The 12,498-nt window shown below is 39.4% G+C and carries 12 protein-coding genes; 5 read left to right on the forward strand and 7 right to left on the reverse strand.

Annotated elements, in window-relative coordinates; genetic code table 11:
* Positions 1-2: 2 nt before the first annotated feature.
* From LG273_RS10315 to LG273_RS10325, 3 genes are read right to left on the reverse strand one after another with little or no spacing between them, the layout of a single operon-like run.
* Positions 3-797 carry an SDR family NAD(P)-dependent oxidoreductase gene (locus tag LG273_RS10315; RefSeq protein ID WP_404453282.1) on the reverse strand — a complete coding sequence of 265 codons (795 nt, stop codon included), beginning with the start codon at positions 795-797 and terminating at the stop codon, positions 3-5.
* Positions 775-1,746: an MBL fold metallo-hydrolase gene (locus tag LG273_RS10320; protein WP_404453285.1), complete on the reverse strand. Its 972-nt coding sequence runs from the start codon at positions 1,744-1,746 to the stop codon at positions 775-777. Before LG273_RS10320 ends, LG273_RS10315 begins: the two co-directional genes overlap by 23 nt.
* 59 nt (positions 1,747-1,805) lie before the next feature.
* Positions 1,806-3,443, reverse strand: coding sequence for a M20/M25/M40 family metallo-hydrolase (locus LG273_RS10325; protein WP_404453288.1), 1,638 nt, complete (start codon positions 3,441-3,443; stop codon positions 1,806-1,808).
* A 68-nt stretch (positions 3,444-3,511) separates the two neighbouring features.
* Between LG273_RS10325 and LG273_RS10330 the strand changes: the two genes are divergently transcribed.
* From LG273_RS10330 to LG273_RS10345, 4 genes are read left to right on the forward strand one after another with little or no spacing between them, the layout of a single operon-like run.
* Positions 3,512-4,246, forward strand: a complete 735-nt coding sequence (locus LG273_RS10330) for a glycerophosphodiester phosphodiesterase (protein WP_404453290.1) — start codon at positions 3,512-3,514, stop codon at positions 4,244-4,246.
* A gap of 24 nt (positions 4,247-4,270) precedes the next feature.
* On the forward strand, positions 4,271-5,284 hold the full coding sequence (gene namA, locus LG273_RS10335) for an NADPH dehydrogenase NamA (protein WP_404453293.1): 1,014 nt from the start codon (positions 4,271-4,273) through the stop codon (positions 5,282-5,284).
* 18 nt (positions 5,285-5,302) lie between these two features.
* Positions 5,303-6,229 carry a ribonuclease Z gene (gene rnz, locus LG273_RS10340; protein ID WP_404453296.1) on the forward strand — a complete coding sequence of 309 codons (927 nt, stop codon included), beginning with the start codon at positions 5,303-5,305 and terminating at the stop codon, positions 6,227-6,229.
* A gap of 13 nt (positions 6,230-6,242) precedes the next feature.
* Positions 6,243-7,613 carry an aldehyde dehydrogenase gene (locus LG273_RS10345; protein WP_404459516.1) on the forward strand — a complete coding sequence of 457 codons (1,371 nt, stop codon included), beginning with the start codon at positions 6,243-6,245 and terminating at the stop codon, positions 7,611-7,613.
* Positions 7,614-7,678: 65 nt separating this feature from the next.
* Here the strand turns inward: LG273_RS10345 and LG273_RS10350 are convergent, their stop codons facing one another.
* From LG273_RS10350 to mce, 4 genes are all read right to left on the reverse strand, one after another.
* On the reverse strand, positions 7,679-8,926 hold the full coding sequence (locus LG273_RS10350) for a DNA polymerase IV (RefSeq protein WP_379564318.1): 1,248 nt from the start codon (positions 8,924-8,926) through the stop codon (positions 7,679-7,681).
* Positions 8,927-9,026: 100 nt separating this feature from the next.
* The gene (locus tag LG273_RS10355; RefSeq protein WP_404453299.1) at positions 9,027-10,157 is read right to left on the reverse strand and encodes a M20/M25/M40 family metallo-hydrolase; all 1,131 of its coding nucleotides are present in this window, start codon (positions 10,155-10,157) and stop codon (positions 9,027-9,029) included.
* A 24-nt stretch (positions 10,158-10,181) separates the two neighbouring features.
* A complete protein-coding gene (locus LG273_RS10360) occupies positions 10,182-11,732 on the reverse strand; it encodes an acyl-CoA carboxylase subunit beta (protein WP_404453302.1) in 1,551 nt (516 codons plus the stop codon).
* Positions 11,725-12,183, reverse strand: a complete 459-nt coding sequence (gene mce / locus LG273_RS10365) for a methylmalonyl-CoA epimerase (protein ID WP_404453305.1) — start codon at positions 12,181-12,183, stop codon at positions 11,725-11,727. Before mce ends, LG273_RS10360 begins: the two co-directional genes overlap by 8 nt.
* A gap of 166 nt (positions 12,184-12,349) precedes the next feature.
* On the opposite strand from mce, the gene prli42 reads away from it, so the two are divergent.
* A complete protein-coding gene (prli42, locus tag LG273_RS10370) occupies positions 12,350-12,460 on the forward strand; it encodes a stressosome-associated protein Prli42 (RefSeq protein ID WP_379564326.1) in 111 nt (36 codons plus the stop codon).
* The last annotated feature ends 38 nt before the right edge of the window (positions 12,461-12,498 follow it).

A 12,498-nucleotide genomic window follows, 5' to 3' on the forward strand; every position in this document is an offset into this window, starting at 1 on the left:
CTTTATTTTTTGCTAAATTGCTTCTCAAGCAGTTTTTCCATTATCCCTGGGGAAATATGGTAGAATTTACTACCTATTTCCATCCACCACGGCATATTAATTTCTCTCTTTCGTTTGAACAAATACTTCATTAGTTTGCGTGCAACGTGATCAGGATTCAACATATATTTCCTTACGTTTTTTTGGTACATACCACTTGGATCAGCCTGAGCAAAAAAATTCGTATCGACTGGTCCTAAATTTACGGTCGTAACATAAATATGATCTTTTGCTACCTCCATACGCAAGCTGTTCGAATAGCCGATTACAGCATGCTTTGTGGCCGCATAAGCTGCTGATTTAGGAGTAGAAATCTTACCAGCCTGTGATCCGATATTTACAATGTGTGCCTGTTGATTCTGTTGGAAGTGGGGTAATAATTCTTTCGTAAAGTGCATTAAGGAAAGGACATTTAATTGAAACATCAACACTACTTCCTTTAAAGACATCTCTTCTACTAGCTCAAATTTACCCATCCCAGCATTATTAATTAACCCATCTATCTTGCTGTGCTCTCGTAAGAGTACGTCCGTCGTTTGCAACAGCTCATCTTGATTGGTTAAATCAGCAGTATAGTAGTAGCATGATGAATTAAATGTTTGCCTAATCTCGTTGCATTGTTTCTGCATCTTTTCTGTAGAGCGAGCAACCAAAATTGGGATCCCACCATTTTTGGCAATATGCCAGGCAATCCTTTCTCCAATCCCACTTGAAGCCCCAGTCACAATAATTTTTTTATTTTCCAACCGTTGCTCCATACAATTCCTTTCCCCCCTCATTCCGTTTTTTAACTAACCCTTTATTTTCTAAATAATCAAGTTGTCCAATAATGTTAGACATCGTTAAATCGATTTGGCTTTCATAGCGATGAGGGAATATTTGTTTGCATAGTTGAAACACTGTCTTCTCACTAGCTTGTAATAAATTCAATACTCGAAGTGCACGTTTTTCTTGTTTCTGAAGATGTGCATGCACTACCTCTGATACGTTAGAGAAGATTTCACCGTGACCCGGTAGAAGCTGCTTAATTTCTAACCCTGAACATTTATACAAATTTTCCCGATATTGTACCATTGGCTTGGCTCGTAACTCCCCTTTACCGATAGGAGCTTCTATTACAGGATTTGAAGAAATTTGTTTTAACAAATGGTCTCCCCCAATAAAAACCCCATCTTTCTTTCTATAAAAGGATAGGTGACTTTGCGCATGACCTTTTGTGTCATATACCGTCCACTCTGGATGTCCTGGAAGGGTGTCCCCTTCCTCAAGATTAGTTGTCAAACTCCCCTCCCCAGCATACTGTAATAAGTAGCTTAGCTTCTTTTTTATTCCCAGAAACCGTTCAGGAATATCACACTGTTTAAAAAAGTTAAGGAAAAAAGCATCATGTCTTTCGAAATACGCTTGATCTTTTCTTAGCCATACATCGAGATGATTGTGCCCCATTACTTCTTTTACACGAGGAAAGGCTTCAACCAGACCAGTATGATCAGGATGATGATGGGTTAAGAAGATTTGTTCAATATCTTTAGGTTGATAGCCAATTTCCTTTAACTGGGTTTTTAATATCTCGAATGCTTCTTGCGTTTTAACGCCTGCATCAATAAGAGATAATGTATCACCTTTCAGTAAATACATATGAACAGTTCCTACTGCAAAAGGGGTTGGAACAGTTAGTTGGTATAATGTACGATCTATAATTTTCATATTTCATCCTCCGAAAATGAATAATTATTCATTTTTTCTTAGTTTACACTAAATTAAGGCTATTGTCTTTTCGGAGAACCTGTTAATAGCTGGTTAATGGATCTAGCTAAAATATCAGGTAAATACGTAAAGCTATAATTTAATTCAAGCCGCTCTGTCCACTGGTGGGGATCCTTACCTAGTGGGCCAATATTTAAAATCGGCATTGTTAATTGCTCCATTATATCCTCGGGAAAATCAAAACCGTTATGCTGTAATGGCATATTTGTTGTGAGCTGGTTTATTCTACTACTAGATGTGACAGGACCAACAAAACTTAAATCAGACAGTCCCGTAAAAAACTCAGCATTTACTAACTCGATGTTAAAGTTTTGGTTCGTATAATGTTTTATATCCTCTATAACATGCTGAATATAGGGATCATAATGGGAAGAAACCGCTGGATAGAACGGCGGACTGTAAAATAATACAATCATGGGTGCAAGATCTTTACACATCCCTGCCAGCTCCTGTACAAGTAATGTAGAAAAGTCTCTGTCTCCCTGTTCCCGATTGTTAACTAATAGGTTTTGCCTACGAGTGATTTCTTCCTGCCCAAATCTAGCAACAGCCTCTTGATACAATTCCTCATACATGAAGACATTAACTTTAGAAGCAGGCATTGTAAAATCTTTCGCAACACTAGAAAAATGTTCAGCCTTATGTTTAACAAATGCCTCCGTTTGCTTTGCAGCTTGGTTGGCACTTTCTAGCAGCTTTCTATTAAGCTCTTTAAATGATTGTTTCAAATAGAGTACATTGTACATGGTTATAGCAGCTTGAGGAGTTTGCACTGAGTACTCAGCTTTCAAATCTCGCTGCATTAAACTTACTGGAGGTGGAGTAATTTCATCATCCAACTGCTCAATAAACGCTTCATTTAACTCCATTTGCTGTGATAGAAAACTTATCATCAGGTTAGGGTTAATTCCTGCAAAAGGTTCACCAACATGTGATTCTTTTCCATAACAATAAAACCCTGGAAGCACCTTTCCAATCGAACCAGTGTATATATAATGGTCAGGGTCCCCTGGGTACTTGCTAAACATGGGCTCACTATTTAAGCAAGCTGAATATTCAATATCGTGATTTTCTCTTAGCTGATTTAAAACCGGGAGCGCAGTAAGCATTCCACTGGAATTCACCTCTTCATCTGGTACAGATAAAAGTAATAGATTACCTTCAAACTCCCCAGCAATCGCACGTTCTAGCATCGATAAATGAAGTGTCAGGCCTGCCTTCATATCCATTGTGCCTCTACCAAACAACCATTCTCCTTTTTCTAGATCTTTTTTAACGTGATCAGGGAGTTGTTCTTTTGCTTGGTAAAGCTCTTCTGTGAGTTCTTTTGGATGAAAGGCCAAGTTTCTTAGTGAACCATAATCCTCAATCCCTACGACATCAAAGTGACTAAGCAATATAACAGTTTCTTTGTTCTGTTGTTTCCCTCTTACGAAGGCAGTTAGTAACCTTCTACCATCCTCAAGTGGATGAAGATTCAAATGAGAAGTGTGCTGTTGAAAGTACTCTTTTTGGGAAAGGATGTGGTGGATATACTCCGCCACGGCGATCTCTGCAGTCGATCCTGTAACACTTTGATATTGAACAATTGAGCATAGCAAATCTGTAAGCTGCTCTTTTGTTTGCCACTTTTTCATTCCAATTCCCCCTGTCTAAATTGACTTTTCTTTAAAAATAAAACACAATCAACTATAGAGGTGAAGCCATGCATACCAAAATATTTGCACATCGAGGTGCTAGCAAATACGCCCCCGAAAATACGATGCCTGCTTTTGAGCTTGCCCTTAAGCAGGGTGCTGATGGAATCGAAACAGATGTTCAACTGACAAAGGACGGGGTCCCTGTACTCATTCATGACGAAAATGTAAGAAGAACATCCAATGGAAAGGGTCTTGTTAAAGATTTAACCTTTAAGCAATTACAAACGCTGGATATGGGTTCCTGGTTTTCCAATGAATTTGCAGGTATGCAAATTGTGTCGCTGGAAAGCTTCCTAAAATGGATAAAAGATAAACCAATACATTTAAATATTGAGCTGAAAAATAATAAAATAGATTATCAGGATTTAGAGAAGATTGTTTTAGACCAATTAGTAAACTTTCAGTTATTAAATCGTACCACAATATCGACCTTTAATCCAAAGAGTGTGATGCGTTTACAAGAACTAACAGATAAGGTTGATATCGCTTTTTTAACTTCAAAACGTATGAAATACTTTACGCATTACGCGAAAGAACTGGGTGCAAGCTCCATTCATATTAAATATCGATTATTAAATGCTGACATAATGACCGAAAGCAAACAACAACAACTAAACGTAAGAGTTTACACAGTAAACCGTCCAGCACATTTAATACGTTGCTTTAATTTAAAATGTACTGGGGTTTTTACAGATGTGCCTGATATCGCAAACGATTACCGTAAATTATGTTCGAAATGACTTCATTAAGGGAGGAATTAATCTATGAGTAAATTATTTTCATCAATTGATTTTAAAGGCGTTACTTTAAAAAATAGAATTGTAATGGCTCCAATGTGTATGTATTCCTGTATGGCCGAAGATGGCAAAATCACCCCCTTTCATGTGACCCATTACACATCCCGAGCAGTTGGTCAGGTAGGCTTGATTATGCTTGAGGCAACCGCTGTTCAACCTACTGGCCGGATTTCTCCTCAAGACCTTGGTATTTGGAATGATGAACACATAGAAGGACTAAAAGCATTAAATGAGCAACTTCATCACTATGGCTCTAAAACAGCTATTCAACTTGCGCATGCTGGCAGGAAGGCACAGCTGGACTCCACTATTTATGCCCCCTCCCCACTAGCGTTTAGTGAATCTTACAAGACACCAAAGGAAATGACCGAAGAGGATATTAAGGAAACAATGGAAGCATTTAAAACAGCCGCAAGAAGAGCTAAACAGGCGAACTTCGACGTAGTCGAACTACATGCGGCCCATGGTTATCTAATTAATCAATTTCTATCACCGTTAACTAATAACCGCACTGACCAATATGGTGGCGCTAGAGAAAATCGCTATCGCTTCCTGGAAGAAATTATATCCGCAGTAAAACAAGAATGGACTGGTCCCCTGTTTGTTCGGATTTCAACCAATGAGTATGCAACAGGCAGTAATACCATGGATGACTTTCTATATTATGCGAAGAAAATGCACGAGCAGGACGTTGACCTAATCGATTGTAGCTCTGGAGGTGTGGTTCCCGCCTCTATTCAGGCTTATCCAGGCTACCAGGTGCCACGGTGTGAAACAATAAAAAGAGAAGCAGGAATCGCGACTGGCGCAGTGGGACTTATTACGACAGGTGTGCAAGCAGAGGAAATTATCCAAAATGACCGGGCTGATTTGGTCTTCCTTGCGAGAGTATTGCTCCGGGACCCTTATTGGCCTAGAACGGCGGCTAATGAACTAAATGAAAAACTATCTGCCCCCAAACAATATGAACGTGGCTGGTAAGTGATGGAGGAATAAAATATGGAACTCGTGTTTCTCGGTACTGGCGCCGGTGTACCTTCCAAAGAGCGGAATGTTACCGCAATAGCCTTAACGCTCTTGCAAGAGCAAAATAGTATATGGCTCTTTGATTGTGGTGAGGCGACACAGCATCAGATTTTAAATACATCAATTAAACCTAGAAAAATCAATAAAATATTTATTACCCATTTGCACGGTGACCACCTGTTTGGGTTACCTGGATTATTAAGCAGCAGGTCGTTTCAAGGTGGCGAGGATGAGGTAAACCTATATGGACCAAAAGGTTTAAAAGATTTTGTAAACACAACCTTACAGGTTAGTGGTACTCGCCTACGTTACCGTGTAGTTATTCATGAAATTGACGAAGGTAATATCTATGAAGATGATCGATTTACGGTTATTGCAAAAAAATTGGATCATGGGGTCACTAGTTATGGTTATCGAATCATAGAGAAGGATCGTCCAGGCGAGTTGCTAGTGGATCGTTTAAATCAATTTGGCATCCCTCCCGGACCTATCTATAAACAAATAAAAGAAAACCCCATTGTCGAGACATCAGATGGAAAACAACTTCTTAGGGAAAATTTTTTAGGTCCAAGTAAGCCTGGTAGAGTGCTTGCTATTCTAGGGGATACGCGAGCTTTAGCAACAAATCATGAGTTTATACAGAATGCGGATGTTCTCGTGCATGAAGCGACCTTTGATCGGGAAAAGGAACAAATGGCATGGGATTATTTCCATTCTACAACGACACAAGCAGCACAAGCCGCCATACAAGCAAATGTGAAGCAATTGGTTATAACACATATTTCTTCACGCTATCAGGGTGAAGAAAATGAGAAGCTGCTCAAGGAAGCGAAGCAGGTTTTTTCCAACACAGTCCTTGCAAATGACTTTTTTAAACTAGACATCCAAGCTCATTCATAAGGGGGAGATTAAGATAACTGCAATACAACAAATCGTTGAAAGCCAACGAGCTTTTTACTCAAATGGAAATACAAGAGACTATCAAACTCGTAAAGCTACCTTAGAAAAATTAAAAAAAATGCTAAAAAAATATGAGCATGATATCTACAAGGCTTTACGAACAGATTTAAATAAATCCGAACAGGAAACCTATACGACTGAACTTGGTTTTCTATATGCAGAAATTGACTTTACGTTAAAACACTTATTGGATTGGATGGAGCCGAAAAAAGTTAATGCACCTATTACCCATAAAGGGACGAAAAACTACATTGTGAGTGAACCATACGGAGTTAGTTTAATTATCTCTCCATGGAACTACCCACTACAATTGGCGTTAGCACCAGCAGTTGGAGCGCTTGCTGCTGGAAACTGTGTCGTAATCAAACCATCCGAGCACTCTAGCGCGACGTCTTCCCTTTTAGCAAGGATGATTGCACGTACCTTTGATCCATCATTTATTACGGTGGTAGAAGGTGAGAAAGAAACAAATCAAGAACTGTTACGTCAGCGTTTTGATTATATTTTCTTCACGGGAAGCACAGAAGTTGGAAAGATCGTCATGAGACAGGCAAGCGAGCATTTAACCCCCGTAACGCTCGAATTAGGAGGCAAGAGTCCGGCAATCGTAGATAAGGATGCAAATATTAATCTAGCTGCTAAACGGATTGTCTGGGGAAAGTTTACAAACGCAGGACAAACATGTGTAGCGCCAGATTATATTTACGTGCATGATAGTGTGAAATTTAAGTTACTTAAAGCAATGAAAAAATATATAAAATCCTTTTACGGCAAAGAACCATTACAAAACTCCAATTATACGAGGATCATTAATGCCTCTCATTTTGACCGTATAATTGGTTATTTATCAGATGGAACAGTACTTCATGGCGGAAATTTTGATCGGCAATCCCTCATGATCGAACCAAGTATTTTAGATAAAATTAGCTGGGATGATCATGTTATGCAGGAAGAGATTTTTGGGCCAGTTTTACCTGTACTTTCGTTTACCAATGTGGAAGAAGCTGTTGAGATGATTAGTAAACAAGAAAAACCATTGGCCCTCTATTATTTTGGTGAAAACAATAAAACACAGGAACAAGTTATTCAATATCTTTCCTTTGGGGGCGGAAGCATAAATGATACGATCTTTCATTTAGCAAATCCTCATTTGCCGTTTGGAGGAGTTGGAAATAGTGGGATGGGACAATATCATGGGAAATCGAGCTTTGAAACATTCTCCCATCAAAAAAGCATCTTAAAACAGTCCACTAAATTTGATGTACCTTTTCGATATCCAGGAAGCAAGATTGGGAAGGCTGTAATCAAGCGTATTATGAACTAAAATAGCTTTTAAAATATAAACTAATAAAATAACTACCATTTTCATCGCAAAGAAAATGGTAGTTACTATTTTCGATAATCATCAAGGAAATCCTTCTGAAAACTAGTTCTCGGTTGTTCATCCTGACTAATTGTGTCCAGTTTCTTAAACACGTCATTACCGTATTTCTCAGATAAATCCTCAATAGCTTGATAAAGCTTTTCTTTTCCCGCTTCTTCTTCATACGTAAACAAGTCCAGTTGCTTTGCAATATTCTTTTTTACTTCTACATCCTGTACTGTAATTCCGAGTAAGCGGATTGGCTCTTGATTCCAATGTAAATGAAACAGTTCTTCTGCTTGATACAATATTTCGTCCTTGGTATCAATATAACGGTAAAGCTTTTTGCTTCTTGTTATGGTTTTTCGGTTCTTATAACGTATCATTATCTGTATGCTTTGGCCTGCAGCATTCTTGCGCTTCATTCTTCTCTCTACACTTTCCGCTAGTGAGGCAAGAAGCTTCCTAACTTCTTGTTCATCAACAGTATCAAAAGGAAGTGTTTGCGAGCTCCCAATGCTTTTAAATTCAAAAACAGCCTCTGGATCGACTTGTCGATTATCTATTCCATTCGCTCTGTTTTTTAGACGCTCTCCATTAATACCGAGTAATTGCTTCAACTCATAAGTGTTATGTGTCGCCAAATCACCAATGGTTTCTATCCCTTTTTCTATTAACTTTGTCGCTGTCTTTTCCCCTACCCCATACATTTCTCCAATAGGTAGTGGCCATAGCGTGCTTGCAAGCTCCCTTTTGCGTAATACGGTTATTCCTAGTGGTTTTTTCATATCAGAACCCATTTTGGCAAGAAATTTATTTGGTGCAATTCCTATACTGCATGGTAAATCTAATTCCTCGAGAATTCTTTTTTGTAAACGATGGGCCATTTCCAAAGGAGACAGCTCACTATTTACGTCTGTTATGTCCATATATCCTTCATCAATGGAGACAGGCTGTACATTGGGTGTAATATCTGCCAATATTTTAAAAAGCTCCTTAGAAGCTGCTCGATATCGTTCAAAGTTAGGTGGCATGACAATTAGCTCCGGACAGTTCTTTTTCGCCTGCCAGATTGTCATTGTCGTTTTAACCCCTTTATCACGAGCTTCATAGCTGCTTGTTACAACAATTCCTTTTCTTTCCTCTGGATTCCCCGCAATAGCTAATGGCTTGCCTTTTAATGATGGGTTATAAGCTGCTTCCACAGATGCATAAAAGCAATTCATATCAATATGGAAAATTACCCTTCCTTTTCCAGCGCTATTTGCTATCAATTTCATTCACCCTTTATCGTTGACTTCTTTTATTATAACATGGAAAGAGAAACCCTTTTGAGCTCTCCTCAAAAGGGTTTCTCTTTCTTAATACATGCTATTATGCTTCTTTCGCAGCTTCTGAAATGATAGATCCGACTAGTTCGGTAATTTTCACAAGCTCCTCAACTGGCATACGTTCATTCGTAGTATGGATTTCTTCGTAACCTACAGCAAGATTAACAGTAGGAACGCCGTGGCCTGCGATAACATTCGCATCACTTCCACCACCACTTTGTAAAAGCTTGCTTTCGCGGCCAATAGCACTTGCAGCGCGTCTGGCTACCTCTACTACCTGATCTCCGGCTTTTTGCTTAAAACCAGGATACATAACCGTGACGTTAACCTCAGCTGATCCGCCAAGCTCCTGTGCTGTTTGCTCAAATGCTTCCTTCATTTTCGCTACCTGAGCTTCCATTTTTTCAGGGACAAGGGACCGTGCTTCAGCGAGAATCTCCACATGGTCTACTACAATATTTGTTTGTTTTCCACCTTCAAACCGTCCAATATTAGCTGTGGTTTCCTCATCAATTCTACCTAAAGGCATTTTCGCAATAGCTTTAGCTGCTAGGGTGATAGCAGAAATGCCCTTCTCTGGAGCGACCCCTGCATGTGCCGTTTTCCCTTTAACGGTGGCAAATACTTTCGCCTGCGTAGGAGCGGCTACAATAATATCGCCAACTTCCCCATTACTATCAAGAGCGTAACCATATTTTGCAGTAATCTGGTCAGGGTTCAATGCTTTGGCACCAACTAGCCCAGATTCTTCGCCAACTGTAATAATAAATTGAATGTCCCCATGCTCCGTATTATTTTCCTTTAAGACGCGAATAGCTTCCAGCATAGCTGCTAATCCAGCTTTGTCGTCAGCACCAAGTATGGTAGTGCCATCCGATACAATGTAGCCCCCTTCAATAGAAGGCTTTATTCCTTTCCCTGGTACTACAGTATCCATGTGAGAAGTAAAATAAATCGACTCAACGCCTGGTTTATTACCCTTCAACGTACAAATTAAATTACCGGCACCATGCCCTGTTGTCTCTGCTGCATCATCTTCTACTACCTCAAGACCCAATTCAGTAAACTTTTGTTTAAGTATTCCTGCTATTTCCGTTTCATACTTCGTTTCAGAGTCAATTTGTACTAGTTCAAAAAATTCGTTGATTAATCTTTCTTGATTTACTGTCGTCATGAAAATTCATTCCTCCAATAGTGTCTATAATGGCATGTTCCCATGTTTCTTTTTTGGGCGTTCCTCATGTTTATTATACATTATTTCCAGTGCTTGAATAAGTATTATGCGTGTTTGCTCAGGTGAGATGACATCATCAACCATTCCTAAAGCTGCAGCAGCATACGGATTTGCTTGCTTTTCTCGATAAGCAGAGATTTTCGCTTCTTTTATTTTAGTGGGATCTGCAGCTCCTTCAATTTCTTCCCCATAGAGTATACTTGCAGCTCCCTCGGGCCCCATTACAGCGATTTCCGCCTGCGGCCAAGCGTAGACGATATCTGCTCCTAGTGCTTTACTATTAAGCGCCACGTACGCACCACCAAATGCTTTTCGCAGTATCACTGTAATTTTTGGAACAGTAGCTTCTGCATATGCATACGCAATTTTTGCACCATTTCGTATAATCCCTTCATGTTCTTGCTTTACCCCTGGAATAAAGCCCGTAACATCCTCTAATGTGATCAAAGGAAGGTTGAAGCAATCACAAAAGCGAATGAACCGAGCAGCTTTGTCACTAGCATCAATATCTAAACCTCCAGCTTTATACTTTGGCTGGTTACATACAAACCCGACAGCTTCTCCTTTTAGTCTCGCAAAACCAACAACAATGTTTTTGGCAAAATGTTCATGAATTTCCATAAAAGAACCCTTATCAGCTACTTGCTCAATAATTCGCTTCACATTATACGCAGCCTTACTATCTGAAGGAACTATATCAAGTAACTGGGGACGCAGGTTGTCTGTTTTCTCTTTATTTAATGATAGCCTTGCCCGTTGCTGATTATGTTCAGAGAAATAAGAAAGCAATGTTTTTAGAGCCTCCAACGCCTCCTGTTCAGTAGCCTTTACCAGGTGTGCATTTCCACTCTTTTGACTATGAATCCCAGCACCCCCTAAGACTTCAGGTCCAAGCTCTTCACCTGTTACCTCTTTTAGAACTTTTGGGCCTGTAATAAACATATGTGAGGTGTTTTCTACCATTATAATAAAATCAGTTAATGCAGGGGAATATACAGCACCACCAGCACTTGGCCCCATAATTACTGAGATCTGAGGAACCACTCCCGAATAAAGGACATTTCGGCGAAAAATTTGCCCATAACCGTCAAGGGAGGCAACACCTTCCTGAATACGTGCACCACCTGAATCAATTAGCCCAATTATTGGAGCCCCGTTTTTCCCTGCAAGATCTAAAATCGCTGCAATCTTTTTTCCATGCATTTCTCCCAGTGATCCACCATGTACCGTAAAATCTTGGGCATATATGTATACCGGCTTTCCTGCTATCTTACCATAACCAGTAATGACACCATCACCGTTATAAGACTCTCCATTTCCCACTTCATGTCGTGAAGTTATAAAAGGCTGTAATTCTACAAAACTATCAGAATCTAGCAAATAAGCAATTCGTTCCCTAGCCGTCCATTTGCCTTTCTTATGCTGCTCATATATACGCTTTTCTCCACCACCGTTTTTGACCTGATCTTTTATCCTAGCAAGCTTTTCTATGTGTAAATGCTCTGAATTACTCATTGCTTTTTCGCCCCACATACTCACAATATTCAATCAGTGATCCATATGAAGCTTTAGGATGAATAAAGGCAATTTTACTTTCCTGTACGCCTTTTCTAAGATTAGAGCTAACTAATGGAACCCCAAGAGAATGGATATCCTTAACCTTTTTTGCTATGTCATCAGTCTCAAAAGCAATATGGTGTAACCCTTCACCGTACTTTTCTATGTAACAATGTATAGGGGAAGTTGCACTCAATGGTTCTAATAGTTCAATTTGTGTATTATCCGCCTGTAATATTGCTGCTTTTACACCTTCTGTTGCCACCTTCTCGGTTTTGGTTAGTTGTAATCCAAGCACTTCTACATAAAAAGGTAATACGCTTTCTATATTTCTGACAGCTATCCCGATATGAGCTAGCTTAGGGGCGTTGCGGGTCATGCTTTCTTTTAGCGATTGCAGGTGATCCATATTGTTACCCCCATTTTTTATTTTCCTTATCAAATAAATATGCTTCTGTAACTTGAGGAATAACTGAATCTTTTGCTACATCGCATTCTTTTCACGATTTCACTTGTCCATTCTCCTATTTCACGATAAAATACAAGTAACAGAAGGGTTTAAAGGGGGACTGAACATGGCTGCAAAAAAATCTAAGCGTCAAAGAAAAACAACGATCATCGTATATATTATGATTCTTGCAATGCTACTTTCCACATTAACTGCCGGGTTGGCAATGTTTATATAGTTGGATAAAGACTGAAATCGAAACACGATTTCAGTCTT

Source organism: Oceanobacillus kapialis (genome assembly GCF_044790185.1).
GTDB classification, from domain to species: Bacteria; Bacillota; Bacilli; order Bacillales; family Amphibacillaceae; genus Oceanobacillus_B; species Oceanobacillus_B kapialis.

Excerpts from the sequence above, each read along its gene's own strand:
- LG273_RS10355 (WP_404453299.1), bottom strand. The coding sequence starts at position 10,157 with ATGACGACAGTAAATCAAGAAAGATTAATCAACGAATTTTTTGAACTA.
- LG273_RS10325 (WP_404453288.1), bottom strand. The coding sequence starts at position 3,443 with ATGAAAAAGTGGCAAACAAAAGAGCAGCTTACAGATTTGCTATGCTCA.
- LG273_RS10315 (WP_404453282.1), bottom strand. The coding sequence starts at position 797 with ATGGAGCAACGGTTGGAAAATAAAAAAATTATTGTGACTGGGGCTTCA.
- rnz (WP_404453296.1), top strand. The coding sequence starts at position 5,303 with ATGGAACTCGTGTTTCTCGGTACTGGCGCCGGTGTACCTTCCAAAGAG.
- LG273_RS10330 (WP_404453290.1), top strand. The coding sequence starts at position 3,512 with ATGCATACCAAAATATTTGCACATCGAGGTGCTAGCAAATACGCCCCC.
- LG273_RS10360 (WP_404453302.1), bottom strand. The coding sequence starts at position 11,732 with ATGAGTAATTCAGAGCATTTACACATAGAAAAGCTTGCTAGGATAAAA.
- namA (WP_404453293.1), top strand. The coding sequence starts at position 4,271 with ATGAGTAAATTATTTTCATCAATTGATTTTAAAGGCGTTACTTTAAAA.
- prli42 (WP_379564326.1), top strand. The coding sequence starts at position 12,350 with ATGGCTGCAAAAAAATCTAAGCGTCAAAGAAAAACAACGATCATCGTA.
- LG273_RS10320 (WP_404453285.1), bottom strand. The coding sequence starts at position 1,746 with ATGAAAATTATAGATCGTACATTATACCAACTAACTGTTCCAACCCCT.
- mce (WP_404453305.1), bottom strand. The coding sequence starts at position 12,183 with ATGGATCACCTGCAATCGCTAAAAGAAAGCATGACCCGCAACGCCCCT.